The sequence below is a fragment of the Pseudomonas sp. MAG002Y genome, assembly GCF_019400845.1.
GTDB classification, from domain to species: domain Bacteria; phylum Pseudomonadota; class Gammaproteobacteria; order Pseudomonadales; family Pseudomonadaceae; genus Chryseomonas; species Chryseomonas luteola.
The window spans coordinates 41,698-68,390 of the sequence record NZ_WOEJ01000020.1; the positions used below are offsets into that span (position 1 = coordinate 41,698).

The following is a 26,693-nucleotide window of genomic DNA, read 5'->3' on the forward strand; positions in this document are numbered from 1 at the left end:
TGCTCAGCGTTCTTCACTCTCGGGACTTGGTTGGACTGACTGGCTTATTTCCAGTCAGTCCAAATCAACTCATGCCGTTGCGGCTGTCTTCTGATCTGCAAGGTAAGTCCCTACCGGTGGCCGCTGGCTGAAGTAGGTGTGTACCCCATGAAATATACGATCAGCGACTACTTGCTGGTGACGGGGATTGAGCAATCGTTTGCTGTCCTGAGCATTGCTCATGAACCCCGTTTCTACCAGAATCGACGGGATGTCAGGTGACTTGAGTACAGCAAAACCAGCTTGCTGGACCTGCTTCTGATGTATCTTCGCAACGGTACCCAGACTCGTTAGTACGCTGTGTCCCAGATCCAGGCTCGAAGCAATGGTAGTGCTCATGGACATGTCCAGAATAACGTTGGCGAGGTCTGGATCCTTGTCTTGCAGAGGCAGGCTATTGGCTCCGACAAGATCGGCATCGTTCTCCCGCTTCGCCATCCAGCGAGCCATAGCAGACGTCGCACCGCTGCTGGAAAGCGCAAAGACAGAAGCCCCACGGGCACGGCGGTTGGGTGCTGCATCGGCATGGACCGAGATAAACATGTCGGCGTCATACTGGTGAGCGATGTCCACGCGCTTGCGCAGTGGAACGAAAATATCCTCGGTCCGTACCAGCTTGGCCTTGTAGCCTTTCTCCTTGTTGATCCGCTTGGCTAGATTATGAGCAATCGCCAGGGCGACCTTCTTTTCATAGGCACCTTTAGCACTGATGCATCCAGGGTCCTTGCCACCATGACCAGCATCTACGACAACCACCAGATCACGGCCGGGACGCTTCTTGGCGCGAGCTGTCGATGCCGCATGCGCTACTTGTGTGGTTGCAGGCCCCATTGGGTGAAGGTCAAACACCAGTCGATCACCAAAGGAGCCGGACGGGCCAAGCACCAGGCTGTCGAGTTTTACTGGCTGCTTCAATTCGAGGACGATACGACTGCCTGTCGTACCATGGGCTCCACCCCGAATCGTTTTGATTGCTGAGCCGGTAACATCCAATTTTGAAACATTGGTAGCTAACGTCGTATTAGGTAAATCGATGACCAATCGATGAGGTGAGTCGAGCGTGAACGTGCGATAGTGGCTCGGGCCATTGAGATCCAGTACCAGGCGAAAGCGACCAGCGGTACGTGATGCCCTTACGGAGCGTACCTCGCTTGAAGCGGCAAAGGCGTTGGGAAAGGCTGGCAGCGTCAGCCCTGCCAGGATGAAGTTTAGAAGGTGACGACGGTTCATAACTACAACACATTTCGGCGAAACAATTTGTAACCATATAACATATCTAACTAGCAGGCCAAGGCTATGGTGGGCACAATGCGCTATATTCCTGATTTATCGATCCTGTCACTTACTAGAAGGCCCACCTTCTACATTCACGTGGCAGCATCGAAACGCCAAGCGCTCTAGGGTGGGGTTGTTGTAGAGGAATAGTTTGCCTAAAACATTCTGCCGAGCGTAACGTTCCGAATGGATAGTTATGTGCCCACAGTTAGATGTACGTATCTCTTAAGTTGAGACGTTAGCTAATCTCATCTTCATCAATCATACACTAGTGACCCTAAATAGCGACTAACCGAGAGGGATTCCAGCGGGGTCGTTTCTGATCTGGGCTGTAACACTGTGGAGTACCGCCCTACTGTGCTGATCTGCCTTGCGACAGTTATACGTTACCAACGCAACGATTAGGTGGATGGCAAGGTACTTTTAAATGACTTTTCTCGGCCCAGCGCCTAACGGTCAGAGACGCTCTATTTGCGATACAGAATTGCCGTGCCGTTATTCCCATGAAATAACGGCACGGCAAGCAACTGATTGTCAGTCCAGAACCGCGCTATGCATCCCTTATGGAGGCATGCTGAAAACCGTCGTTTAGCGCGCAGCTCGTCATTATATCAACGCAAGGCCAAGAATTGCCCATAGCGCTGCACTCGTAGAGCTGACAAACCAGGCGCATTTAGTCACCGCCTGGTTTGTTCGTTACCGATATCACCTAATCGGCCTATCAATCCAAAGAACGCTAAACAGTCCTATGGGCTGGAAACTCTTTTCCAGCCCATAGAGATGCGTTACAAGCTCCACCTCAAACTGAACATGACGTTACGCGGGTCACCATAGACACCTGTACCGCTGGAGTTAGGTATGCCTTGCCAGTACTTTTCATCAAACACATTGTTCAGGTTTACCTGACCATCCCAATGTTCATTGAATTGATAGCCCGCCATAAGCCCGACCACAGCATATGAATCCTGAACGGCGCGACCGGTACCAACACGGTTATAGGTTTTGCTCTGGGCAAGCACATCTGCACCAATGCGCCAGTCGCTCAGCGCTCCGGTCAAGCGATAAGTAGTAGCCGCTTTAAACAGATGCTTGGGTTGCTCAGGGGCAAACAAGGTACCCTTATTATAGGTTTGATCTTTCACGTATTGGCTGAGCACCAAGGTGTAGGAGGCCGAAATGTCCCAGTTGGGCGTCAAAGCACCTGACAGCTCGGTATCGATACCACGACTGCGCACCTCCCCTGCCGCGTCATAGCAGGTACGATTCTGGTTTCGGCAAAGCGTGGGCTGATCTGGTACTGCGTAGGCCCGGTTCTGCTGGGTCATATCGAACACCGCGATAGAGGCATTCAGATTACCCTCCAGGTACTCGCCCTTCAGGCCGATCTCGTAGCTCTCCCCTGTCATGGGCTCAAGCGTGGACCCACCCAAGTCCTGCTCGGTCTGCGGCTTGAAAATCTCGGTGTAGCTGGCATAGACCGAGTAGGTGTCATTCAGGTCATAGATAACCCCCGCATAGGGCGTCACCTCTCGGGTTACCGTGTAATCCCCGGTATCGCTCGCACGGTTATCGTAGTCGTACCACGTCACGCGGCTACCCAGGATAACGTGCAGCGGATCAATGGGATTAAACCGGGCGACACCGTAAACAGCTTTTTCCGTTGCCGTATTTTTGCTCGAATAGGGAAGCCGGTCGCTCAGGCTGGGCTTGGCAATGACACCGGGATCAAAGTTGTAGATATCAACCGGCGTTGCTGTCGGCCAATACCCTCCTTTTTGGTCAAACCGCTCTTGCCGGCGGCTGGCGCCCAATGCCAGTTCATGCTCGCGTCCAAACAACGTGAATGGGCCGGATACGGTTGCGTCTAGGTTAGTCTGTACGTCCTTGCTGTGGTATTGACCGGAAGACTGCGTATAGGCATTACCCACCGGGGGATTAAGGTAACTGGAGAAGGTATTCGATTCCGCCCAGATTCGAGCAGCTGCCAGCCTGGCGCTCCAGCCGTTGTCGAAACGGTGGGTGACATCGGTGAAGGCGGTAATGTTATCCCGATCCCAATATGCCCAGTCATTACTGAGAAAGGTCGACCGCGACAGGTGCAGATTTTCCCCATTAGGCCCGGCGGGCAGGCTTCCCCAGTCCGATACGGCATCGTCGCGCTGTTTTGAGGCTCCCAGAGTCCAGGTGGTGGCGTCGCTGAGATCGGCTTCGAGGATGCCATAAAAGGTCTGCCGCTGCTTTTCTCGCTCATCAACAAAGCTGCCATCGTCTTCATAGGCTGCTACCACGCGCCCGCGCAACGTACCGCTTTCGTTCAGCTTGTTGGATGCGTCCAGCTGGGTACGGTAACGGTCCCAGCTGCCAGCGCTGGTGGTGATACTGACTTGCGGAGTAGCGGTGGGACGCTTACGCACCAGATTCAATGTCGCTGAAGGGCTGCCAGCGCCAGTCATCAGGCCTGTAGCACCGCGCACGACTTCCACGCGGTCATAGATGGCAAGATCAGCGTTGCTGATGGTATCGAGCGTAAACGTGCTAATGCTGGTGGGCAAGCCATCGTACATCAGGTTGTCGATGGTGAATCCACGCGCGAGAAACTGCTGGCGGTCTCCACCGAGTTTACGCAGTTGTATGCCGGGTGCGTATTTGACGATGTCATTGAGTTCATTAAGGGCCTGGTCGTCGATACGCTGGCGCGTCATTACACTTACCGATTGAGGCGTCTCGCGTATCGACAGAGGCAACTTGGTAGACGTACTCATGCTACCTGTCGTGTAGGAGCCGGACCCTTCTGTTGCAGCTATATCGCTGGTAATACTGCCTGAGCCCTCCGCTACTACCTGAGTGATACCCAGCTGCGCCACTTCCTCACCCGCAGCTGATCCTGCCTCGGCGATAGTCAGCACGTTACCCTGAACACTGCCTACCAAATTACTCCCGGTCAACAGCGCCTGTAGTGCCACTGCAGGCTCCATCTGGCCACGTACGGCAGGCGCTGTCTTGCCGGCCACTGCTGCCGAAGTATAGGAAACCTGAAGACCACTGGCCTGGCCCAGTTGTCTCAACGCATTTGCCAAGGGCTGGGACGCAAGATCAATTCTGATCGGGGCGGCAAGTACTGTACCGGTAGTCAACAGCGAAACGGTGAACACCAACGGCCGCAGAGGAAACGCTTTCATTATTCAGAAGTCCTTGAAAAGTGCGAGCACCGCTATACCAGGCCGAACGATGTCGATCTGGGACGTTTTGTACATATGAAAAACGGCGTACAGGCAAAACTGGCAAGATGCTATAAAAGTGACCTATCAATGTAAATGATAAATATTAACAATTAATAATCATTACAGACATATGACGGATGCCATGGTGACTTCATGTTGTCCATGTAGTTGAAAAAAGCTTGAAAAATTGCTAATCGACATTGGATCAATGTCATGATGACCAATGCAAAACGGCATGAATGCGTATGGATTGAAGTAACGGAAGGATTATTCTGGCCGCAGGCGGGCAAGTTGCCGGTTATATCTGCTGGTGCGAGATTGGCTTGTAAATCTTTACAGCCCTACGGCTCTCCAATCAGATAATGGAACGGCAGTTGGACCCTAACGATGCCACAACAACGCCGGTTTGAGATAAATGCCAAGCGCCTGTCGACGCAACGCCTGACCTTGTTTTTGTTTCGCTCGTTGTCTCTGCCCTGACAATTATGGAATGTTGGCAGGTATGGACAGGCTACAACGAAGCGCTTGAGCAAGCCGAAGCCAATACATTCAACCTGACTCGCTCGATTGCGCAGCATGCAGAAGACAGTATCAAAGAAGTCGATACTCTGATTATAGGTGCCTCTGCTTTGTTTCAGTATCTTAGAACACAATAGACGAGATCTAGCCTCAAGAAAGAAAGGCTACCTAGTAAGCCGCTCTGCATCGCTAAAATTAGAGACTTTCAGCGCTTGCTGAGCGCCAGGCGGGCGGCAAAGAGGAGGAAAACGCCCCCAGTGAGTCGGTCCATCCACTGGATCACTTTTTCACGACGTAAAATCTGGGCCAATGGGCGAGTCGCACCGATCAACGCCATGGACCAGATGAATCCAATCACCACGTGAATGCTTACCAGGCCAAAGGTCCAGAGGATCAAGGAGTGTCCCTGAGGAATGAATTGAGGCAGGAAGGAGACGTAGAAAATTCCAACTTTGGGATTCAATACGTTGCCCAGCATTCCTTTGAGAAACCAGTTCGTGTTCTGTACGCGGGTAGTGTCGTTGGCGACCATTGAGTTGCGGGGCCGCACCATCATGTTCAAGCCCAGCCAGCACAGGTAGGCAGCGCCACAATACTTGAGCACATCATAAGCCAGCTCGGATACGGCAATTAAAGCCCCAAGGCCAAAGGCAACGGCGGCGCCCCAGATCAAACACCCCGCATTGATGCCCAGTGCCGCCCGGATGGCCTGCGCTCTTCCCTCAACAGCCGCTGTGCGTAACACCAGGGCAGTATCAAGCCCTGGCGTTAATGTAAGTAAGGTAGCAGCCAAGGTAAACGCAACGACGTTATCAATGATGGGCATGGCTCAAAGAACGGTAGAGATGAAAACCAAACCTTAGCGCGTTTTAGCGTAACCCGACCATACCGCACGTGGAGTAATTCCTTTCCGGGAGCGCAACACTCTGTCATTACGGTGTGTAGCGCCCCTGCCTGACTAACCGATCCTCAAAGGCAAACTCCTGCCTCATAGGTGCCACGCCCATAGATTGATCAAGGCTTTTGCAAATAGCCGGGCAGCGCTTCCAGCCGCCTCATCCACCGTGCGACATGATTATAAGGCTCTAGATCCACATCGCCTTCTGGCGCCAGCACGACGTAAGGATAGACCGCGCAATCTGCGATGGTTGGGCGGCCCATTGCAAGCCAGTCGTTGTGTTCCAGATGCTTGTCGAGTAGCGAGAGCGTTACCACCGCTTTCTCAAGCGCCTGCGATTTATCCAGGTCGTAGCCAAATTTCTGCACCAGCCGTGCAGCACATACGCTGTGCTGCACTTCATTGGCAGCAAACGAGAGCCACTGAACGATCTCGGCTTGGCCTTGCGGATGCGCTGGCCACCATGCCAAACCACCATATACACCCGCCAGATAGACCAGAATGGCCTGCGAGTCTCTGACGACCTGCTTGCCGTCTTCCAGGATAGGTAACTGGCCCAACGGATTCAGCTCCGACAGCGGCGGCTGCTTGTGTGCTCCGCTCAGAAAATCCACTGGCACACGTTCAAGCTCGATATTGGCCAATGACGCAAAAAGCCTCACCTTGTAGCAGTTTCCGGAAGCCTCCAGATCATACAGTTTCATCATGCATCCCCTTCAACAAGCTGATTGAACTCGAGAACGTTGCCATCAGGATCGCGGATAAACAGCGCGACGCGTCTAGGACCAATAGGATGCGGCCCTTCCGTAATCATGATCCCCTGCTCGTTCAACCACCTCTGGAGTGCCTCAAGGTCATCCACAATAAAGGCAGGATGAGTCATACCCGGCAGCTTTATCGGTTCATCCAGTAAAACATTGTGAGCATGGGGTATACGGGTCCCGTTAAAGATCAGGTTTATACGAACCCCATCAGGGCTGAGCATCTCATTGGCCTCATACCGAGGAAAATGTGCGCTCTCCATAAATCCGAGGGCCTGATAAAACGATATCGCTCGGTTTTTATCACTGACACGAATCCCGATGTGGTCGTATGAGAGAATGCGAGCAGGACTTGGTTGCTGGTTCATAGGTTGCACTCCGGTTGACATCAGGCGTTCTAGTTTCTGCTGACCCATCCGTTTCACCTATGCCGTGAACCTGAGAAGACTTATGCAGTAATTGCACAGATAAAGGCGCAGCAATGGACAAGCTCAAGGCGATGGCCAATTTCATTCGGATAGTGGAAAACGGCAGCTTGAGCTCAGCGGCAGAGGCAACCGGCCAGTCGGTGGCGTCGCTTGTACGCTCACTGGCGGCCCTGGAGCGTCATCTGGGGGTTCGGCTATTGAACCGCAGTACGCGCCGTATGGCCCTTACCGTCGAGGGTGAGGAGTATCTTGCCTGGAGTCAGCGGATGCTGGCTGATGTCGACGACATGGAGCAGCGCCTGGAAGCGCGCGATGGCGTAGTTAGAGGTGTGCTCCGGCTAACGGCGCCTGTCGAATTCGGACAACGCTACGTTGCACCTGTCCTAAACGACTTTCTTAAGGAGCATGAAGAGGCAAGCGCCGAACTGACGTTAAGCGACGAGATCCTCCCGCTGCTGGATGAGCGCCTCGATCTTGCCCTGCGGATCGGCCACCTTCGTGACTCGACCATGATCGCACGAAGAATAGGAGGTACCCGCCTCGTTACCTGTGCCAGCCCTGATTACCTTCGCACCTCACCTGTCATTGATAACCCAGGTTCATTGCGTGAACATGCTTGCATCCTGTTGTCATCACAAGGCCGGCACTGGTACTACCGGCACAACGGAAAGGAGCTGGCCGAATCCATCACACCTCGGCTGGTCTGCAACCAGGTTAGAGCAGCCACCCTCGCCTGCCTGCAAGGTTTGGGCATCACACGGCTGATGCATTATCAGGTTGCCGATGAGCTTGCTGAGGGTCGTTTGATCAGAGTCCTCGAATCGTTCGAACCTGTGGACCTGCCCATTCATCTGGTCTATCCGCACGCCCTGCAGCTTTCGCCCCGTGTGCGCGCCTTCGTGGACTGGGCTTGCCCCCAGCTGGAAAAACGTACACCTGATCCGCGGGTACGCCGCCTGTAAAAACCAGGCGGCCTCAGGTTTTTACACTTTCAAACACGCAGAATCAGAGGCATAACATAACGCTACCTGCTCAAGCGATACGCCTTGTTGTCCATACACTATTGAGTTTGGAGCTCGGCCTTGCAAAAAGGACAGAGCCAGGCAAGCGAGTCGCTCTCCGGATGAAGCGAATAAATACAAGCCCGGAGCTCACCGCACTCTTCGCACTCGACACGACGGTTCAGTTGGTCATCGTCATCATCAGGCATGCCAGACATAAGAACATCCATTTAATATGAGTCGGTTGTTACTAGAGGCAGACAGCATGGAATTCAGGACGGCCTCATGTCCTGAAGGCTTTTCTAGAGCCAATCAAGCCAGCCGACACTAGTAAAAGGGTAAAACACGTAAAAGGGAATAGCCGTTTGCCACCTTGATACTGCGCTTATCAAGCCAAGCCGTCTATTACCAAGAGGTATTAAAGAAGGTATAAGGCGGGGCTCAAGGCTGCGAAGATTGAAACGCTGTGCAAGCTACCAGTGTCCATCCATCCCGCAAATGGTTTTCATCTAGGTAATAGACTCCTCTCGACTAACTTTCCCTTCTATTGCATGCTCCGCTGCCTGTTTCCATCGCATCCCTTCGTGGAGAATGGCCGCCTGCGCTTCAGAAAAAGGAGTCGTGTGTTTCTACCTCTTCGAATAGCTTGTATATGGCCGGATGATCAAAAGCACCGGCCGCTGCGCTAGATGTCGTATCATAAAAGGGCTTCGTCTAGTCAGCCTTGGCTGGAATGCTCGTGCGCAGCAGGCTTTACCTTTGTTGAGGATCTACCCTTGGCTTTACCCGGCAAGCCCACCCCCAAGGTTCGTCTACGCAGACGTCTTCTGACGCTTTCATTGGCAGGCATTGTGCCAATTGCGCTGATTGCCGGGCTTGGTCTGGTGGCCATCATTCATGAGCAGAAGTCGATAGCCGAGCAGCGGAGCCTCGAGGCCACGCGCCTGACAGCAACGGCAGTAGACGTTGAAATTAACCGCTCGCTGGACCTGCTACAAACCCTTTCGCAGTCTCCTTTTCTCGATGATGGCAACCTCGACAGCTATCAGGAATTGGTCCGCCGTGTCGTCCCGCTGGTGCCTGGTTGGAAAACCGTCATTATTGCCACACCGGATGGTCAGGTACTGAGAAGGATTACCGCCCATCATGTGAGTGCAGACGGCCCGTTGGCAGAACCGGAAAGCTTTATGCAGGTCGTGAGCACTCTAAAACCTGTGATCGGCCAGTTGGCGGCCGGCCCCTCAGGCACATCGGCTATCCCGCTGCGTATGCCGGTCATGCGCAATGGCAAGCTGGTTTATGTCTTAACGGCGGTGCTCAAGCCTGAGGTGATCTTTAACGTTATCAACCTTCGACGTCTGCCCAGCGATTGGGTCGCCACCGTAGTCGATGCCAATGGACGCCGCATTGCGCGTACGCGCGACCATGAGAAAACCTTGGGCAAACCTGCTGCCCCTTCACTGATGGCAATGGTCAAGCAGAACACAAACGAAGGCAGCGGGCTGACACAGACGGTAGAAGGTATAAGGGTATATTCCGCCTATGTGCATTTGAAGCAGAGCGGATGGTTTGTCGCGACGGGCATTCCTGCACACGATATTGCCAAGGGAGCCCTCAAGGCGTTTGCCATTTATGGTGGAGGCCTTCTGTTGTCCCTGATTGTCGCGCTGTTGGCCACACGATACGCCTCGCGCCGCATCAATGACCCGATGCGCGCCTTGCGGCATGCTGCATTGGCCATGGGTCAGGGCCAGGCACCTCATCTACCGGAAACCGAGATTCGGGAGATCGATGACGTGGCCCAGGCGCTGATCACATCGGCGACGGCACGCCAGGAGAGCGAGCACCAACGTGACCTTTTAGTATCACGCCTGCAAAAAGCCCAGACGGCTCTCTCACAGCAAGTCGAAGATTTGGAAGGACTCTATGCGCTCAGTCAAAGCCTGCTGCAGTTATCGTCGCTGTACGACCAATTAAGTGCGATTCTGAACTTGGTCTGCGAGCTGCTGAACGCACCTGGAGGGTTCATCGGCTTGGAAAGTACAGCACCAGCGCCCGATCGGCTGGTCAGCAAAGGAATATCAAATGCTGCCCTACCGGTGTCATGTCTCCATGATCAGGTGCAGGGCAATCTAGTAGAGCACTCAAGCCGGCTGCGCGCTGAGGGTTTTAGAACGCATCACGATGTAACGATACGGCGTGATGGTCAGGACACACTGGGCTGGCTAACGGTGCTGTTCAGAGAGACCCATGAGCTTTCACCACGGGAGATTCGGCTGGTCGAGATCTGCGCAGCGACAGCTGCCCTCTTTATAGATCGCGCCAGCCAACAGGAAAAAGCCCGGCGCTCCGAACAGCAACTTCACGTAGCGCTTAACTCTTCAGCTATTCCCTTCGCCATTCTCTCTCCTGCTACAGAGGCACAAACATCGGCTGAAGACTTCACCCTGGTCTATATCAATGACGCTGGGGCGACGGCCCTACGCTCCCGTGCAGCGGCGCTTACAGACAAGCCCGTTAGCGGAGTGCTGTCTGGTTGGGCGCAGGGCGACATCTATCATGCGCTGCGTGAAACAATGATCAGCGGCGAGCCTAGATCGCTCGAGTCGCTGGTACAAACGAGCACCTGCGAAGGCTGGTTCCATATTGTAGTCACGCCGTTCCAGAACAATATTGCCGTCTGGTTTGCCGATATCAGTGAGCGCAAACTTCAGGAGCAGCAGCTTCGCGAGGCTGATCGTCAAAAAGATGAGTTCCTGGCGACATTGGCCCATGAATTGAGAAACCCACTGGCGCCTATTCGTCAGGCAGTCAGCCTGCTGGAAACAGGCCAAATCAGCGAAGAGCAGCGCCGGTGGAGCCAAGACGTCATCAAGCGTCAGGTGACCCATATGGGAATGCTACTGGACGATCTGCTTGATGTTTCCCGCATAACCCGCGGCAAGATCGAACTGCGTAAGCAGCCTACGCAGCTAGCCTCTGTGATACGTGCCGCCGTCGAAACGACTAAGCCTCTGTTCGAGACGAAGGGGCACACGCTGACTGTCGAGCTCCCTTCAGACTCTGTCGCTCTGAATGTGGACCCGTTACGACTGGAACAGATTCTGATCAACCTGTTGAGCAACGCAGCCAAATATACGCCCCAGAAAGGTCGGATTACGGTTACCACAGCCCTTAATGGCAACAAGGCACACATCACTGTTTCGGATAATGGGATTGGCATTGAGCCTGACGCCCTGGCCTCCCTGTTCGAGATGTTTGTACAGGTTCCCAGATCCAGCGAAGAAACCAATAGCGGATTGGGTATTGGATTGGCACTGGCTCAATCCCTGGCTCAACTGCATGACGGCACGCTTACTGTTGCTAGTGAAGGCTCAGGCAAGGGCGCCTGCTTCACCCTCAGCCTGCCTTATGATGAGACCCTGGAGGCACCGCACGACGTCGTCTCAGCGCCTGCCATCTCGACAGCGGCCCATCGCCGCATCGTAGTTGCCGATGACAACCCTGACATAGCGGAAACCATGGCCGAGCTACTGCGCCTGGAAGACCATGAGGTCTCATTAGCCTACAACGGCTTTCAGGCGCTGGAGCTGTTCAAAACGCTCAAGCCCGACGTGATGCTGCTGGATGTAGGTATGCCCGGCATGACGGGGCATCAGGTCGCTCAGTCTATTCGGGCATTGCCGGAGGGCAGACACACGCTGCTTATCGCGATCACGGGATGGGGACAGGATCAGGATAAGGAAAAGGCCCTGCAGGCCGGCTTCGACTACCACTTTACCAAGCCAGTAAGCATTGCCGATATTTATGCCCTGCTCCAATAGCCAGACGTTATCTGGAAAGAACGCATGGCTCATAGCATGACACTTTCAAACCCTGCTCTGGAGCACCGGCGGGCCATATCGCATCGAAGAGGCAGACGCTCAGTGGCCTTGCTCTGGTTGTCATGAGGAAGACTGCATAGCGGGCGCCATCGCCGAAGCCTGGGGTGGCCTGTATTACCTGGAGCGGTTAGCGAAGGTACAGATACGTGCAATGAGCACAGGCAGGTAAGCTCTTTGCTCGCGTGGCCTGCGATCATACGTAAGACCGCCGAGCAGATGCGCGAAGGCGACCTGGAAAGCGCTCGTCTGCACCTTGCCAACATCAAACAGATGCTGGATCGTCATGAACCGGACTATGCAACGTAGCACCAGCAGAGGCCGGCTCCGGCGATGCAGATCGGAACACATCTACTGACGCACCGGGGACGGGTTCGGTACTATGCGGTGCGCCACTCATTCACTTATCCCGAGAGCTACGGATGACATTGCCCACGCGACCCTATTCTGCTTTTCTTTTCGATATGGATGGCACGCTGCTGACCAGCATCGCCTCCGCTGAGCGTGCCTGGACGCAGTGGGCACTGGGTCATGGCCTCGACCCGGCCGACCTTATTGCCGTCATGCATGGCGTACGCGCCGTGGAAACCGTTCGCCGTTTTGCGCCACCCGGCGCGGACATTGAGGCAGAGACGCGGGCCATTACCGAGGCCGAGATAGCCGACACCTCGGATGTAAGGGAAATTGCGGGAGCGGCAGCCTTTCTTGCCAGCCTGCCGGAAGGCCGCTGGGCACTCGTGACCTCAGCCTCACGTCGTCTGGCTGAGGCACGCCTTGCCGCGGCGGGTATGGCGCTGCCTGCCGTCATCATTTCGTCTGAGGACGTGGAGCATGGCAAGCCCGCCCCTGACTGCTTCCTGGCAGGCGCCAAAGCCCTTGGGGTCGATATCAGTGAGTGTCTGGTATTTGAGGATACTCATGCAGGCATTACGGCGGCGCAGGCTGCTGGCGCCGATGTAGTGGTCATTACGGCCACTCACAAAACACCACTGGATGTCGCCCATCCTGGCCTTGCGCACTACGCGGACGTGCGTATTGAGCATGAGGCGGAAGGCCGGTTCCGACTGGTTACGGCGAGCAATTGAGATAACAGGGCAGGCCTCTAGATGTCACTGTCAGGCCCACCCGTAACTGGCAGGCGCGCCGCAGCACAGGCTACGGCGCTTACCTTTTAGGGTGCCAGATAACGCTCGTCGAGCCGTACTCGCACCTTGTGCGGACGATCCATTGCATTAGCGCCTGCACTTACGTTGTAACTCCCTGCATGGATATGCCAGCTGTTGAACCGCTCAACCAGACGCGGATCAACCGTCACTTTTACCCGCTTGGTATGCCCTGGCTTGAGCTCAACGCGATCCCAGCCTACCAGGCGACTCGTGAATCCGTTTTTCCTGGATGGGTTTTCGATATAGAACTGCGGCGTATCGATACCCTTAACCCGCCCACGGTTGGTGACGTCCATGCTCAGCACCAGCTTGCTGCCACGTGTTTCGGCATTGAGGTTACTGTATTTGAACTGGGTATAGGACAGTCCATAGCCGAACGGAAATAGCGGCTTCTTGCCCTCTCGCTCATACCATTTGTAGCCCACGTCAGCACCTTCAATGTTGTAGTTCTCTGAGAAAAACTCCTCAGGTACTACAAAGGGACTGGAGGTTGTAGTTGAAGGGTCACGCATGGTAGGCCGTGGCAGTTGGCTTTCATCCTGGGGAAAGGTAACCGGCAAACGACCAGATGGGTTGACACTGCCAAACAGGACACCCGCAATGGCCTCACCGCCTTTGGCTCCGGAATACCAGGCCTCCAGTACTGCTGGCACTCGGTTGAGCCAAGGCATCTTTACGGGTCCGCCTGTCTCAAGCACAACGGTTGTTCTTGGGTTGGCCTTAGCAACCTCCTCAATCAAAGCATCCTGATTATCAGGCAGGCTTAAATCAGGAACATCGACGCCCTCGGTTGTCCATTGCTGAGCGAAGACGATAACGGCATCTGCACCTTTGGCCAGTCTGGCCGCCCGCTGAATATCCTCTCCGCTGTCATAGACCACCTGAGCGCGTGGCGCTTCGGCCTGGATGGCCTTCAACGGTGATGAGGGATGATAAACCTGGCTGACATAATCAGAACCCGCCGGCAGAACCAGGCTTCCGATGGGTGTCACCTGGGCAGAGCCGCCACCTGATAAAACACCGGCATCCGCATGGCTACCTATCACAACGATACGTCTTAACGTACGTGAGAGCGGTAACTGATTACGGTCGTTTTTTAGAAGCACGATACCCTGCTCAGCCGTCGCCTTGGCCACCTTGGCATGAGCCTTGAAGTTTATGTCGGTCAGCTTGGGCGGATGGTCAACGGCGCCCACAGCAAACAGGCTGCGCACCACGCGCATGGCCATATCATCCAGCCGCTCCTGGGATACACGTCCTTCCTGCACAGCCTGCTTCAAAGGCTCGCCAAAGTAGATGACTGGGTCCAAATTTTCGCCAGACTCCTGATCCAGTCCTGCAAGCGCTGCTTTCTCTGTACTGGCAGTAGCGCCCCAGTCGGACATGACCCAGCCCTTGTACTTCCAGTCACCCTTCAAGACCTGATTGATGAGAAAGGCATTTTCCGAGGTATAGGTGCCGTTGTATTGGTTGTAGGAAGTCATCACCGAGCCCGGCTGACCTTTTTCGATAGCCAGCTCGAAGGCCAGGAGATCGGACTCACGTGCGGCCCCTTCCTTGATATCGGAGCTCACCGCCACACGGCCGGTCTCCTGAGCATTCAAGGCATAGTGCTTGACCGTCGAGACAACGTGCTTACTCTGTATCCCCTTAATGGAATAGCCTCCCATAATGCCTGCCAGTAGAGGGTCTTCTCCCACGTTCTCGAAATTACGACCACTGCGGGGTTCCCGAACCAGATTGACGCCGCCAGCCAACATGACATTGATACCCTTGGCGTGTGCCTCGGTGCCGATAACCTTGCCACCTCGGTAAGCCAAATCAGGGTCAAACGTAGCAGCCAGCATCATGCTGGAGGGCAAGGCCGTGGCATTGTCGTTTGGGCGAATGTTTGAAGGATTGGCCACACCCATGCTGGCGTCACTTTCCTGCAACGCAGGGATGCCAAGGCGAGGAACCCCAGGAGCATAGCCTGCCGAACCGACAGCTCCGTCTGGCTTGGGCGTATTGCCGATTGGAAACGGAAAGCCCACCTGGGTGTGCAAGAGCGAAATCTTTTCGTCGATCGTCATCGCCTTGACAGCAGCTTCGGCACGATGGTCTGCTGAATCTTTATGGTCAGTTGAGTAGGCAGCCCAACCATGTTCAACATTGAATAAAGCAGCACCCACTATTGCAAGCGAAAAACAACTACGCAGGTTTGTTATTTTCATGTCTTATCCCGAGCCGAGCGATTACCTTCTTATTGAATGTGCTTGGGATGTATCACTGCTCAAAGACCTATCCTAAACACGTTTGTCCGGAGCGTAATGAATGGGATATAGGGAATAGATGACGATGACGCCGAGCCCTCACTGATCCTTGAATTCAATCCTTCTTCTCTGTCCTTGATCGATACTCAACCGGTCGGCTCAGCTTACGTTTCTTTAACACACCGCTCTTCCGTCTAGAGGCTGAAAGGCCCTCCTCCTTCTAGCCGAGGAGAGCCGGCCAGCATGACCAACCAGAAGACAAATGGGGCAGGACAATAGGCGATCAATACCGTAATGCTGCTTATAACGCTCAGGTAATGCAGATGCGGTACCTTTCAAAGGCTCAGCATCAACTACCGTAACGGCATAACAGGAATATTCTTAGCCGGACCGTGTTCTTCGACGACTGCCGCGCCCGCATTCGATTCATCGCTGTCCAGGTCCACTAGATGCGAAGGCACTCCGCTAGCGGCGCCCCAGTAGTAGATGACCAGCGCAAACAAGGCTATGACTGCGATGTCGTAGGGATGGGTCAGCCAACCAGTGCCACCAAAGCTTCCCTGGTAGGAAAGGCCAATCATTCCAGCATAAAACGCAACCAACCAGGCCGCGCTCTTTATCTGCTGCTTCAGGCTTACGTCACGAGTCGGCGCCCACTTTCCACAGAACACATAGATCAGCGCCATTACCATTTGCAGCCCCAGCAGCCAGACTATGGTACTCCAGGCGGACCAGTAAACGATAAGCGCCGCAACCATGAATGAAACCGGCCCGATTACTCCGAACGCCCGGACCTTGAAAGGACGTGGCAAGTCAGGCGCGTTACGGCGTAAGGCTGCCACTGAAAGTGGTGCGATGGCATAGCTCAGAACCAGCGCTGCCGATACCACATTGATCATGGCCTCCCAGGAGGGAAACGGCAGTGTCCAGAGCAGCGATAGCCCGAATGTCAACCACAGCGCTGGTCGAGGAATGCCCGACTCGGTGTCGACCTTGGTAAAGAGCTTAAACAGTGTTCCGCTCTTGGCCCAAGCATAAACGACCCTGGGAGAGGCGTTCATATAGATATTTCCGCATCCAGTGGGTGAAATTACCGCATCACATACCACCAGAAAAGCCAGCCAGCCCATGCCAAGCAGAATCGCAATATCCCTGAAGGGAAGACTCATTTCCTGGCTGACCGCTTGCCATCCCTTGCTTAACAGTTCGGCAGGAACACTTCCCAGAAAGGCTATCTGCAACAAGACATAGATCAACGTAGAAAACAGAACCGATAGGATCAGTGCAATCGGTATGGTTTTCTGCGGATTATTCACTTCGCTTGCAACCGAGATTATCGGTGTCAGGCCCAGATAAGCAAAAATGATCCCACCTGCCGAAACCGCCATTTCAATCCCTGAAAGCCCAAAAGGCACAAACCCTTGTGCGCTAAAGTTCTCAGGTTTGAAAAACGCAAACAGCACCACGATTACCGCCAGCGGCACAAAGAACTTGAACACACTGATAAAGTTGTTCGCTCTTGCAAACGTCTTGACGCTTGAATAGTTGAGCTTGAAGAAGAGACATAATAACGCGAATTGAACCAGCCATCCGAGTAGTGTTGGACTACCCCCTTGCACCTGGGTGAGGCTGGGAAACCAGGCAGACGCATATTGGCGCGCAGCAACGACTTCGATGGCTACAAGGCTCGTGAAAGCAATCACCGTGATCGAGCCCATGAGGTACCCCATCAGCGGTCCGTGGGAATATACCGGATACCGGATGATCCCTCCGGTTCTTGGCAGAGCAGCACCCAGCTCACAATAGACAATGCCCAGCAGCAGCACAGCAAAGCCACCAATAAGCCAAGACAGAATTCCGGCCGGCCCTGCGATGGAGGACACGTGACTGGCCGCAAAGAGCCAGCCGGAGCCAAAGGTTCCGCCCAACCCTATGAGGGTCAGATCGACAAGTGACAGGTTCCGCTTGAATCTACCCTGAGAAGGCATAGTTATTACCCTTTATAAGTTTTATAGGCAGGTGTTGAAACGCAACGGTGTTATGGTTGCGAGGGCGGCCGATCCGCTGGCCGCTTAGAATCGAGTTATTCGAAAGGGCTTGAGGTTGAGGTCACAAGGCATACCCATCAGCCGCTGACTAAGCAACCGCCCCGTAATGGCAGCCTGGGTAAGACCCAAATGCTGGTTACCAAATGCAAACCCGAGATGGGCATGATTCGGATGTACATCGATGACCGGAAGCGAATCAGGAAGCGTAGGCCGCTTGCCCATCCACTCACTGGCCTGATTGATCAACTCGCTACGGTGTGGAAATAACTGACGAGCATGATGGCGTAATGTTTCGAATCGAGCCGGCTGGGCCGGCAAGGTCAGCCCGCCCAGCTCGCTGATACCGACAACTCTGAAACCGCTATTTAGCGGACTTAAAAACACCCGACGATCAACCGAACAGACTGGGCGATTCAGAAAAGTTTCAGAGCTTTGCACGCTCAGGTGATAGCCCCGTTCAGCCATCAGCGGGACGCTCATGCTTAGCGTTTTTAGCAGTTCACCGCTGCTTGCGCCGGCACAAAGGGCCACCTTGGAGAACATTCGGGTTTCCAGGCCAAGCTGAAGCTCGATACGGTGAGCATCAACTACCCGTATCGCAGCAACTGGCTGCTGCATAAACACGCCGCCTGCTGAGGTATAGGCCTCAAACAGCGCCGCACCCAACCAGGCGGGATCACGTACACGGTAGGCTTCGGGAAAATGCAGGGCATGGCTCATACGGCCCGCTAGATTAGGCTCCATATCGTCCAATTGCTGTCTCCCGATTAGCTCTACAGGCTGATCCCATGCCTGCAGGTGCTTAACCTCGCGGCGAGCAGCCGATAGGCCCGCAGCCGACTCCCAGGCCAGCAAATAGCCGCACCTCACCAACAAATCGGATTGCCCAATGGAGGAAAGGCACGCTTGCCAAGCCGGTACTGCCTGGCGATTCAAGTCGGCCAAGGCTGTTCGGGAAGCATTGACCATGGCGGGACCGGCTGCCCGAGTAAAACGTGCAAGCCAGGGCAAACTGGCAGGAAGGTTCGCCTTGGGAATAACTAATGGCCCATGCCTGTCCAGCAGCAGACGTGGCGCACTTCTGAGTGTGCCCCAAGTGGATAATGGATCAATCGACTCCGTTGCAAGAAACCCGGCATTTCCCCAAGATGCGCCCTCACCCGGCCTGCCAGCATCTATTAACGTGACCTTACGGCCCTGCCGTTGCAGCGCTAGCGCCGTGCAAAGTCCAACCAGGCCAGCCCCAATAACCGCACAGCGCAACGAATCTAAAGCCTCCATGATGCGCCTACCTGTTTGCCGATGAACGTTCATAGGCCAGTATGGCGGCAGCCAAGTCCTCCACAGAGGCGCCGACAGACTTGAACAATGTCATTGCAGCATCAGGACTCTCCAGCGCAGCGCGCCCCTTGTGCTTACCGTTGCAGAGGTCGCTGAATTCGGCTTGAATGGACTTCGGTGTGATAACGCCTTGTTTGATGGGAGTGATCAAATCACCCGTTTCGGAAAGTGTACCTTCGCGCGTATCGACAAAAATTGCACAGCGGCGAACCACATCATCATCTGCCTCACGCATCTGAGGAGTAAAGCTGCCCACCAGATCCACATGCACCCCGGGGCTCAACCACTCGCCCTTGATCACAGGCTCATTAGCAAGCGTTGCACAACTAATGATGTCGGCGGCTACGGCAGCCTGCGCAAGTTCATCCGGCCGTACTGCTTGCGCTACTATTCCCTGCTGGATGAGTTCCTGGGCAAAACGCTCGGCAGAAACCTCGTTTCGATCGTAAATTCTGACCTGTTCGATCTGCCTTACCGAGAGATGGGCAGGAACAAGATAATGTCCCATACGCCCAGCCCCAACCATCAGCAGTGTTTTCGAGTCGGGCCGGGAAAGATACGTTGATGCCAGTGCCGAAGCTGCTGCAGTGCGGCGTGCCGTCAGTTCATTTCCGTCGAACTGACCTAGCGGGAGACCTGTCTTGCCACAGCTGAGCAGGTAATGGCTACTCAAGCCCGGCTTGCCTCGAGCGTTGTTACCAGGAAAGACATTGACCTGCTTGACGCCCACATACTCACCTTCGATCCAGGCGGGCATCAGCAACAGCATGGCAGCAGGATCTCCAGGTACTTCGATACGGTGATGATGGCGCACCGGCAAGTGGGCCGTACGCGTGAAGATTCGGGAAAGGGCCTCGATAAGCGGAGGCCAAGGCAAGGCCTCAGCCAACTGTTTTGCGTCTAGATACATAGTAGGTGCTCGACATCAAACGAGCCCCCAGCCTAGTATGCTAATGCAAGCCTATGTTGACCCAGATTATGACAGCCTTGTCTCAAACTATTAGGTTTACGCGCTGTGCAGACTTCCTTCCGAACTAATCTCATTGCGACCAGCCATGGCGTCCATACCCATAGCTATCCCCAGATACTGATTGGTCAACAAGGAGTTATGCATTGTGAGCTGCCTGCCAACAGCGGAGAGGTCGCGCGTGGCGCCATTGGCCTCTTGCCCTGCGATACCGAACACCGGTATCGCGGTGCCTCCGAGCGGTGCCAGTTGCTGGTAATCGACCTCAACGTCGAAGACGCCTTCATCAAGGCCTTTGAGGAGGCCTGCACGGTCTCTATCGAATCGCGACTGCTGAGCGAGCCTGCTCTACTGCCTCCAAGTCCGGGTGTGCTAAATCTGCTAAGCTGGACGGACTATCAGGTTCGCCACCTGAACAGCCATACCATGCCGGTACTTCAATATCAGTTGATCTCGGCTTTTCTAGGAGAATTGATACTACAGGGAGCATATACACCCGTTGCCTCTCTGAAATCAGGCAGGCTCGAAAAAGCCCGCCTTGATGATTATATAGATCATCATATGCATCGGCTTATAGAGAACGAAGAACTGGCCAACCTCTGCCATGTCAGCACAAGCCATCTGTATGTGTTGATCAAACAGCTCTCAGGCCTGAGCCCTCAGCAATACATAGCTGCCCGACGCATGCTCAAGGCACAACAGCTGATCAACGAACGAAAGTTTAATTTGATTACTATTGCTCACCGGGTGGGCTTCTCGGACGGCGCCAGTTTCAGCCGGGCCTTTCGCCGCCATTTTGGCCATGCTCCCAGCGCAGCGAATTAATGTAGCAAGGGGCTATAAAACTGATCTGAGTCAAACATCCAATGTTAGCCAAGACTCCTACAATTAATCCGGCCTTTCCTGTGCGACAGACTTTTTCTGCTAAAGCGAGGCTATTTTGTAGGCAACAAAAAACCCGCCGAAGCGGGTTTTTGCTGACCGTGCTCGATATCCGTATCAAGCTGCCATCCTGGCTTGGTCATCATCCTTGACCTGACTGAGCGCGTCCTGCGCTCCATCCAATATGTGTAGATTAGGACATGACTTAGCTGAGTAATAGCGCTGCTTTTCTCACGCTTGTGTAAGCCTTTTGCTATAGATAAAGCAGCTTGGCCCTACACCAGACTTATACCGACTAGAGCTCGCTGGCAAACCGTTTGACTGCTCCCACGACCTGTTTTGCCCCCTCCTGAATCTCGACGATCGCCGTACCGGCCTGTGCAGCCAGATCCAGTCCCCGCGCGGCCTGTTCACGGCTACTGGCCATGCTACGTACGGCGGTTTCGGTCATCTTCTGATTCTGCTGCACGACGCCTACAATTTCTTCAGTCGCCGAGCTGGTACGCCCTGCCAGTTGCCGTACTTCATCAGCGACCACGGCAAAGCCTCGCCCCTGCTCGCCGGCACGAGCGGCTTCGATTGCGGCATTGAGCGCCAGCAGATTGGTTTGTGCAGCAATGCCGCCAATTGTCTGGACGATGGAGTTGATCAGCAGTGACTGACGGTCCAGCGCTTCGATCCCCTCGGCAGCAGCTTGCATTTCAACCGAAATCTGCTGCATGGTTTCGACGGCATTATTCACGACCGCAGCGCCCCGCTGAGCGATGATGTCTGTTTGCCTGGAGATATCAAAGGCTATTCCGGCCGCTTCGCGCACCTCGGCCTCCCGAAGTACCTGATCCGTCACGACTGTTGCGAATTTCACGACCTTGTAAAGCCGGTTATGTGAGTCATAGACCGGGTTGTACGTGGCCTCGAGCCAGACTTCGGCACCGTGGCTATCGACTCGCCTGAAGCGGCCGGCAACAAATTCGCCCCGGTTCAGCTTGGCCCAGAACGCCTCATACTCTGCAGAGGATGCTTCTTGCTGTGTGCAGAAAATACGGTGGTGCTTACCTGCTATCTGCGGCTCTGAATACCCCATCGTCCTGAGGAACAAGTCGTTGGCTTTGATCACCGTACCGTCAAGGTTGAATTCAATGACTGCAGTAGAGCGCAGCAATGCATTGATGAAATGCTCGTTCTCCTTGGCTAGTTCGATGGTTTTGGTCACTTCCTTGCCAAAGCCCTGGATATAGGAAAGCTTATTCTCTTGGTCGCGGACAGGTTGCCAATGGATGTTTAGCCAAGCGAGCGCGCCATCCTTGCGGATATAGCGATATTCGTCACTGACCGGGAGCCCTTTGGCAACGGCTGCACGAAAATTGTGGAAGCATGGCAGCGTCTTCACATAGGGAGGCACAATATCTGCCATTGGACGTCCTATCACCTGGTCAGCCGAGTAGCCCAGCGTCTGAAGAAATTTGCTGTTGGCACTCTGAATACGGAACTCAGGATCAAGGGTCAAGGCAACCATGGAGTCATTCATTCCATTGACGATCTGACGTAACGCTGTCAGCTCTTCGGCCTGGACTTGCAAGTCCTTTTTCAAGCGAGCATTGAACATGATGCACCGGCTAAACCAAGAAAGGGTCGATGGTTAACGGCAGGGCTGGAGTATTTCTTGAGTAGCCAAAGGCAACTTTTTTCTTAATATCCAAGGTACATCAAATCGCTCTAGCTGAATGCTTTCAGCATGGAGCTCATGAGCAACGGCGGCTAACTTGGTTACCTGTTTACTTTGCTCAAATGTGTCTTTCAAATATGCACATATATATGGGCTGGTATTATAGCCTGATAAAGCTCTTGAATGTGCCGTTGTTGGACGAGGCCACAGCAAAGGCTCTATAAATCGCACCATTGTCAGCGTCCGATGCACAAGAGGTACGCCATGCAGATCGACAGGATCGACCACCTTGTTTTGACCGTTCGCAACCTTGAGCGGACCTGTGACTTCTATACTCGTGTGCTGGGCATGGACGTCATCACATTTGGCGAAGGACGTAAGGCCTTGGCGTTTGGCGAGCAGAAATTCAACCTGCATGAAGCGGGAAATGAGTTCGAACCCAAAGCCGAGAAGCCGACACCGGGTGCCGTCGACATTTGCCTGATTACCCGTATGCCTATTGAGGATGTCGTGACCCATCTGCATTCGACAGGCGTTACAGTGATTGACGGACCGGTACGGCGTACCGGTGCCACCGGAGCAATCGTCTCGGTTTATTTTCGAGACCCGGACGGTAACCTAATCGAGGTATCGAATTATTAGTTACCTTCAAAGGTAACTTTTACAAAAGCATCCTGGCAGCGAATCGATATCGTCAAAATTCGATCGGCGGCCAGGAGTACTGCAAGGAGATCCGCTTTCGCTACACGGAAGTCTTGGCCGCGTACGCATCCATTACACGGGCTGAATACACCATAGCCGCACCCGCATTGATTGCTACCGCTACGCCCAGCGCTTCGGCAATTTCTTCTTTACTGGCGCCTTTCTTGATAGCGGCATCGGTATGGACCGTGATACAGCCATCGCATTGACGGGTGACGGCAACGGCCAGCGCAATCAACTCACGCGTCTTGGCATCTAGGTGGTTGGTCTTGTTACCCGCCTCGCTCAAGAGCGAGTAACCGCGCACCGTATCAGGGCTCAGCTTGCCAATTTCGCCAATGGTGCTAACCAGTTGCTTCTGATAGGTGTTCCAGTCGTACATCATGGTGATTCTCCTGCTATCGGTTGGAGTGATGCGCTCACACTGTTGAAAAGCGGTATCGGAGCGTCTGTAACGATAGTAGGAGTGCTCGTAGTGGACAAACACCACCACAACGCGATAACACTTTCACTCGATTCAAGAAAATAGTGTTATCAGGCAATACGTTTCGTATCGAGCATGGAATAGGCCTGAATCAGGTCTGCAAATCCCGACTTGAGCCACTCATACAGTAGCCTGACGCCAGGAGAGAATTGCTTGCGGTGCGGGCAAACCATATGCAGCGCACAGCTCTCGCCGGGAATCTCCGGCAGCAGGACCTCCAACCGCCCGGCTAATACATCTGCACTGACATCCAGCCATGACTTGTAGATAATCCCTTCGCCCTCAAGTGCCCACCGGCGAACGATATCAGCATCATCACTCATCAGTGGGCCTTTGACGGCGATGGTTTCACGGCGACCGTTGACGTCGGGAAAGACCCAATTGTCATACACCCGACCATTGAGCATATAAAGCAGGCAAGGGTGCTCCGCCAGATCCTTGAGAGAGGCCGGCCGCCCGTGCCGCTCGAGGTAAGCAGGGGACGCGGCCAGTACCCGCCGATTCTCGGGCGCCAGTGGTAAGGCAATAAAGCTTGCGTCCTCCATCATCCCGTAGCGCAAGGCCACATCAACCGGATCGCGAAAGACATTCGCCACCTGATCGGACAGAAACAACCGAAGCGCAAGACGGGGATGCTCGCGGCGAAATGCCGTGAGTCGTGGCAGGAGCACGTTACGTCCCAGGTCTGAAGGTGCAGCCACCTGTATGACGCCCTCTAAAGCAGTGCTTTCCGGTTGAAGCCGCTCGCGCCCCTCCCTGAGCGTGCTGAGCACATCATTGGCATAGGGCAAGTACCGCTCCCCCTCCCCCGTCAGCCGGAGGCTGCGTGTCGAGCGCGCAAAGAGACGGATATCAAGCTCGCGTTCAAGACGTTGAATTGCAGCACTGACCTGCCCTGGCAAGAGATCCGCCTCTCTGGCCGCCGCCGAAAAACTGCCAAGCGCTGCCGTGCGAACAAACAAGGCCAGATCGTCGAAACGGATCATTTTCACTCCTCCTGAGAAAGTGCTGCTTGATTCTGCGGGTTTTTGTGGAGCTTGGCGACAGTGAAGATGCGGTCATGGCATGCAACGTCCCGATGCGAACGTAGCGACCCATCCCGTTATCCCGACACTACCTCAAGGAATTCTCATGAGCCGCTTACTCAATGAAAATACATCCGCCAAAGCCCAGTTCGAAAAAGACCGCGACACAGCCGAGAAGTGTACAGAGGCGAAGCCGTCATGCCATGACAAGAACCCAACGCCGCCAACACTCGAAGCGGTAATAGAGCCGCCTTTCTGGATCACCAATGGTCTGCCTTGATCATCCACAAACCCATCCGGTTTCAGAATGGAGATATTCCATGCCCAACACTTCTCGTTTTTCCCTGGCCGCTACAGCGGCATTTGCGTTATCCGCACTGCTTGCTGGCTTTACCCCTCAGGCTCAAGCTGCTAGCAATCCCTTGATTGAGCCTCGTGTGCTGATTGTTGACCCGGCGGCACAAGCTGATGCAGCGGTCCAGGCAGCACGCCGATATGGCACTTTCTGGGCCACAGGTAACGAAGAGTTGGCCCGGGAGGCGCTTGCGCCTCAGTTCATGGATCGCACCCTGCCGCCAGGCAGAGCTCAAGGAGTAGAAGGGCCTCTGGCGGCCTCGAAGGCTTTTCGCGCCGCCGTACCGGATCTGGATTGTCAGATCGAGCAGATGATCGTGGCGGGTGATCGGGTTGTTGCGCATCTGCGTTTTACCGGTCACTTCAGCGGGCAATTCCAGGGTATTAAAGGCAAGGGACAGCCGATTGATCTTATCGCGACCGACATCTACCGCATCGCCAATGGCCGCATCCAGGAGAACTGGCACATCGAAGATAACCTGACTCTTTTGCAGCAACTGGGTGTGGTTGGAACATAGCGGCTACACGCCAGACGTCATCTTTTTCCAGCCCCGGCTCCGTCAAGGAAACCGGGGCTTTTTTTCCTGGAGGGTTCCCTGGCGCGGCGTCAAAGCACACATGCAGTATTGCTTTCCGCTTACTTCACTCCATTTTCACTGCGCCAGTGAAAGTCCTGCCCGTTTCGATGGCTGTTTGCTCCCGTCGTGAATCGCGATGATGGCTCCACGGTTAACGCCACTGTTCATATGTTCACTTACGGAGTCCCCCATGAAAGCAATTGCCTATACCCAGCACGGCCTGTCCATTGATGATTCTCGCTCTCTGGTTGATATCGAGCTGCCCACGCCAACCCCTGGTCCACGCGATCTTCTGGTTGAGGTTCAGGCCGTTTCGGTGAACCCTGTCGACACCAAAGTCCGTGGTGGCTCGGCTACTGACACGCCGCGCGTGCTTGGCTGGGATGCGGTGGGCGTCGTACGTGAGGTGGGGTCAGAGGTGACACTCTTCCAACCGGGTGATGACGTTTACTATGCCGGCTCGATTACCCGCCCTGGCACCAACAGTGAGTTTCATCTGGTGGATGAGCGTATTGTAGGCCGCAAGCCCGCCTCGCTAGGCGCGGCCGATGCCGCTGCACTCCCTCTGACATCCATAACCGCTTGGGAATTGCTCTTTGATCGACTGGGCATCCCGGAGCGCGGTGGCAAAGACGAAAGTCTTCTGATAGTCGGCGCCGCAGGCGGGGTCGGCTCAATCCTGACGCAACTGGCCCGACAGCTCACCCAACTTACCGTTATCGGTACGGCTTCGCGCCCTGAAACCCAGGAATGGATCCGAGCGCTTGGCGCGCACCATGTGATTGACCATAGCCAGCCACTCACTAAAGAACTGGCTCGCATCGGTCTCAAGGAGGTCAGCCATGTTATCAGCCTGACTCATACCGATAGCCATTTCCCACACCTTATCGAAGTGCTTCGCCCACAAGGGCGCCTCGCGCTGATCGACGATCCCGATACGCTGGACGTAGTACCCATGAAGCGCAAATCCCTGTCATTGCACTGGGAGTTGATGTTTACCCGCCCGATGTTCGAAACACCCGACATGATCCGCCAGCATGAGCTGCTGAACCGGGTAGCGGAGCTTATCGACCAAGGCGTGCTGCGCTCTACGCTGGGAGAGCATTTTGGCCGGATCAATGCGCACAACCTGCGCCGTGCCCACGCTCTCATCGAGAGCGGGAAGGCCAAAGGCAAGCTTGTCCTGGAAGGGTTTTAGCCTCTGA

General features: G+C 54.6%; 21 protein-coding genes and 1 pseudogene. 9 read left to right on the forward strand and 13 right to left on the reverse strand.

All coding sequences use genetic code 11. The features are described from left to right. Nucleotides 1-69: 69 nt before the first annotated feature. From GM154_RS22020 to GM154_RS22040, 5 genes are all read right to left on the reverse strand, one after another. Nucleotides 70-1,269 (reverse strand): N-acetylmuramoyl-L-alanine amidase, encoded by a 1,200-nt coding sequence (locus GM154_RS22020; RefSeq protein ID WP_219653364.1) that lies wholly within the window; start codon nucleotides 1,267-1,269, stop codon nucleotides 70-72. 830 nt (nucleotides 1,270-2,099) lie between these two features. After that, nucleotides 2,100-4,493: a TonB-dependent receptor gene (locus tag GM154_RS22025; protein WP_219653365.1), complete on the reverse strand. Its 2,394-nt coding sequence runs from the start codon at nucleotides 4,491-4,493 to the stop codon at nucleotides 2,100-2,102. Nucleotides 4,494-5,259: 766 nt separating this feature from the next. After that, nucleotides 5,260-5,880, reverse strand: a complete 621-nt coding sequence (locus GM154_RS22030) for a LysE family translocator (RefSeq protein WP_019364124.1) — start codon at nucleotides 5,878-5,880, stop codon at nucleotides 5,260-5,262. A 188-nt stretch (nucleotides 5,881-6,068) separates the two neighbouring features. After that, nucleotides 6,069-6,656: a glutathione S-transferase family protein gene (locus GM154_RS22035; RefSeq protein ID WP_219653397.1), complete on the reverse strand. Its 588-nt coding sequence runs from the start codon at nucleotides 6,654-6,656 to the stop codon at nucleotides 6,069-6,071. Then, nucleotides 6,656-7,081: a VOC family protein gene (locus tag GM154_RS22040; RefSeq protein ID WP_026003723.1), complete on the reverse strand. Its 426-nt coding sequence runs from the start codon at nucleotides 7,079-7,081 to the stop codon at nucleotides 6,656-6,658. Before GM154_RS22040 ends, GM154_RS22035 begins: the two co-directional genes overlap by 1 nt. Nucleotides 7,082-7,194: 113 nt before the next feature. Here GM154_RS22040 and GM154_RS22045 point away from each other — a divergent pair, with 113 nt between their 5' ends. From GM154_RS22045 to GM154_RS22055, 4 genes are all read left to right on the forward strand, one after another. Then, nucleotides 7,195-8,103 carry a LysR family transcriptional regulator gene (locus tag GM154_RS22045; RefSeq protein WP_219653366.1) on the forward strand — a complete coding sequence of 303 codons (909 nt, stop codon included), beginning with the start codon at nucleotides 7,195-7,197 and terminating at the stop codon, nucleotides 8,101-8,103. An 815-nt stretch (nucleotides 8,104-8,918) separates the two neighbouring features. After that, entirely contained in the window at nucleotides 8,919-11,966 is a 3,048-nt protein-coding gene (locus tag GM154_RS22050; RefSeq protein ID WP_219653367.1) for an ATP-binding protein, read from the forward strand. Nucleotides 11,967-12,200: 234 nt separating this feature from the next. Beyond that, the gene (locus tag GM154_RS25730; RefSeq protein ID WP_258019983.1) at nucleotides 12,201-12,332 is read left to right on the forward strand and encodes a hypothetical protein; all 132 of its coding nucleotides are present in this window, start codon (nucleotides 12,201-12,203) and stop codon (nucleotides 12,330-12,332) included. Nucleotides 12,333-12,445: 113 nt separating this feature from the next. Further along, a complete protein-coding gene (locus tag GM154_RS22055; protein ID WP_010798637.1) occupies nucleotides 12,446-13,108 on the forward strand; it encodes an HAD-IA family hydrolase in 663 nt (220 codons plus the stop codon). Nucleotides 13,109-13,194: 86 nt separating this feature from the next. Here the strand turns inward: GM154_RS22055 and GM154_RS22060 are convergent, their stop codons facing one another. The 4 genes from GM154_RS22060 to GM154_RS22075 form a co-directional block, all read right to left on the reverse strand. Beyond that, the gene (locus GM154_RS22060) at nucleotides 13,195-15,402 is read right to left on the reverse strand and encodes a beta-glucosidase (protein WP_258019985.1); all 2,208 of its coding nucleotides are present in this window, start codon (nucleotides 15,400-15,402) and stop codon (nucleotides 13,195-13,197) included. A gap of 392 nt (nucleotides 15,403-15,794) precedes the next feature. Then, a complete protein-coding gene (locus GM154_RS22065; protein ID WP_219653368.1) occupies nucleotides 15,795-17,429 on the reverse strand; it encodes an APC family permease in 1,635 nt (544 codons plus the stop codon). 84 nt (nucleotides 17,430-17,513) lie between these two features. Beyond that, on the reverse strand, nucleotides 17,514-18,770 hold the full coding sequence (locus tag GM154_RS22070; RefSeq protein WP_219653369.1) for an FAD-binding oxidoreductase: 1,257 nt from the start codon (nucleotides 18,768-18,770) through the stop codon (nucleotides 17,514-17,516). 7 nt (nucleotides 18,771-18,777) lie between these two features. Then, on the reverse strand, nucleotides 18,778-19,740 hold the full coding sequence (locus tag GM154_RS22075) for an ornithine cyclodeaminase family protein (RefSeq protein ID WP_219653370.1): 963 nt from the start codon (nucleotides 19,738-19,740) through the stop codon (nucleotides 18,778-18,780). Between the two features lie 105 nt (nucleotides 19,741-19,845). Between GM154_RS22075 and GM154_RS25870 the strand changes: the two genes are divergently transcribed. Beyond that, on the forward strand, nucleotides 19,846-20,622 hold the full coding sequence (locus tag GM154_RS25870) for an AraC family transcriptional regulator (RefSeq protein WP_010798642.1): 777 nt from the start codon (nucleotides 19,846-19,848) through the stop codon (nucleotides 20,620-20,622). 352 nt (nucleotides 20,623-20,974) lie between these two features. Here the strand turns inward: GM154_RS25870 and GM154_RS26070 are convergent, their stop codons facing one another. Beyond that, on the reverse strand, nucleotides 20,975-21,544 hold the full coding sequence (locus GM154_RS26070; protein WP_374940339.1) for a methyl-accepting chemotaxis protein: 570 nt from the start codon (nucleotides 21,542-21,544) through the stop codon (nucleotides 20,975-20,977). Then, nucleotides 21,524-22,285, reverse strand: a pseudogene (locus GM154_RS26075) (PAS domain-containing protein); the annotation flags it as partial. The gene GM154_RS26070 and the pseudogene GM154_RS26075, both read right to left, overlap by 21 nt. Nucleotides 22,286-22,609: 324 nt before the next feature. Here GM154_RS26075 and GM154_RS22090 point away from each other — a divergent pair. Then, a complete protein-coding gene (locus tag GM154_RS22090) occupies nucleotides 22,610-22,987 on the forward strand; it encodes a VOC family protein (RefSeq protein ID WP_219653372.1) in 378 nt (125 codons plus the stop codon). 100 nt (nucleotides 22,988-23,087) lie between these two features. Here the strand turns inward: GM154_RS22090 and GM154_RS22095 are convergent, their stop codons facing one another. Together GM154_RS22095 and GM154_RS22100 are read right to left on the reverse strand one after the other, a co-directional pair. Continuing rightward, a complete protein-coding gene (locus GM154_RS22095) occupies nucleotides 23,088-23,429 on the reverse strand; it encodes a carboxymuconolactone decarboxylase family protein (RefSeq protein WP_026003721.1) in 342 nt (113 codons plus the stop codon). Between the two features lie 152 nt (nucleotides 23,430-23,581). Then, on the reverse strand, nucleotides 23,582-24,517 hold the full coding sequence (locus GM154_RS22100) for a LysR family transcriptional regulator (RefSeq protein ID WP_219653373.1): 936 nt from the start codon (nucleotides 24,515-24,517) through the stop codon (nucleotides 23,582-23,584). Nucleotides 24,518-24,662: 145 nt separating this feature from the next. On the opposite strand from GM154_RS22100, the gene GM154_RS22105 reads away from it, so the two are divergent. The 3 genes from GM154_RS22105 to GM154_RS22115 all read left to right on the forward strand — a co-directional run bounded on the left by GM154_RS22105 (nucleotide 24,663) and on the right by GM154_RS22115 (nucleotide 26,686). Continuing rightward, nucleotides 24,663-24,836: a hypothetical protein gene (locus tag GM154_RS22105; RefSeq protein ID WP_185749736.1), complete on the forward strand. Its 174-nt coding sequence runs from the start codon at nucleotides 24,663-24,665 to the stop codon at nucleotides 24,834-24,836. Between the two features lie 40 nt (nucleotides 24,837-24,876). After that, nucleotides 24,877-25,428: an ester cyclase gene (locus GM154_RS22110; RefSeq protein WP_125889188.1), complete on the forward strand. Its 552-nt coding sequence runs from the start codon at nucleotides 24,877-24,879 to the stop codon at nucleotides 25,426-25,428. 250 nt (nucleotides 25,429-25,678) lie between these two features. Beyond that, nucleotides 25,679-26,686 carry a zinc-binding alcohol dehydrogenase family protein gene (locus GM154_RS22115; protein ID WP_219653374.1) on the forward strand — a complete coding sequence of 336 codons (1,008 nt, stop codon included), beginning with the start codon at nucleotides 25,679-25,681 and terminating at the stop codon, nucleotides 26,684-26,686. Nucleotides 26,687-26,693 lie beyond the last annotated feature (7 nt).

Bases quoted from the DNA above. Each gene is read 5' to 3' on its own strand.
- GM154_RS22075 (WP_219653370.1), bottom strand. From the start codon at position 19,740: ATGTATCTAGACGCAAAACAGTTGGCTGAGGCCTTGCCTTGGCCTCCG.
- GM154_RS22105 (WP_185749736.1), top strand. From the start codon at position 24,663: ATGAGCCGCTTACTCAATGAAAATACATCCGCCAAAGCCCAGTTCGAA.
- GM154_RS22115 (WP_219653374.1), top strand. From the start codon at position 25,679: ATGAAAGCAATTGCCTATACCCAGCACGGCCTGTCCATTGATGATTCT.
- GM154_RS22100 (WP_219653373.1), bottom strand. From the start codon at position 24,517: ATGATCCGTTTCGACGATCTGGCCTTGTTTGTTCGCACGGCAGCGCTT.
- GM154_RS22020 (WP_219653364.1), bottom strand. From the start codon at position 1,269: ATGAACCGTCGTCACCTTCTAAACTTCATCCTGGCAGGGCTGACGCTG.
- GM154_RS22035 (WP_219653397.1), bottom strand. From the start codon at position 6,656: ATGAAACTGTATGATCTGGAGGCTTCCGGAAACTGCTACAAGGTGAGG.
- GM154_RS22030 (WP_019364124.1), bottom strand. From the start codon at position 5,880: ATGCCCATCATTGATAACGTCGTTGCGTTTACCTTGGCTGCTACCTTA.
- GM154_RS22025 (WP_219653365.1), bottom strand. From the start codon at position 4,493: ATGAAAGCGTTTCCTCTGCGGCCGTTGGTGTTCACCGTTTCGCTGTTG.
- GM154_RS22090 (WP_219653372.1), top strand. From the start codon at position 22,610: ATGCAGATCGACAGGATCGACCACCTTGTTTTGACCGTTCGCAACCTT.
- GM154_RS22055 (WP_010798637.1), top strand. From the start codon at position 12,446: ATGACATTGCCCACGCGACCCTATTCTGCTTTTCTTTTCGATATGGAT.
- GM154_RS22095 (WP_026003721.1), bottom strand. From the start codon at position 23,429: ATGTACGACTGGAACACCTATCAGAAGCAACTGGTTAGCACCATTGGC.
- GM154_RS22045 (WP_219653366.1), top strand. From the start codon at position 7,195: ATGGACAAGCTCAAGGCGATGGCCAATTTCATTCGGATAGTGGAAAAC.
- GM154_RS22060 (WP_258019985.1), bottom strand. From the start codon at position 15,402: ATGAAAATAACAAACCTGCGTAGTTGTTTTTCGCTTGCAATAGTGGGT.
- GM154_RS22110 (WP_125889188.1), top strand. From the start codon at position 24,877: ATGCCCAACACTTCTCGTTTTTCCCTGGCCGCTACAGCGGCATTTGCG.
- GM154_RS22065 (WP_219653368.1), bottom strand. From the start codon at position 17,429: ATGCCTTCTCAGGGTAGATTCAAGCGGAACCTGTCACTTGTCGATCTG.
- GM154_RS22070 (WP_219653369.1), bottom strand. From the start codon at position 18,770: ATGGAGGCTTTAGATTCGTTGCGCTGTGCGGTTATTGGGGCTGGCCTG.
- GM154_RS22040 (WP_026003723.1), bottom strand. From the start codon at position 7,081: ATGAACCAGCAACCAAGTCCTGCTCGCATTCTCTCATACGACCACATC.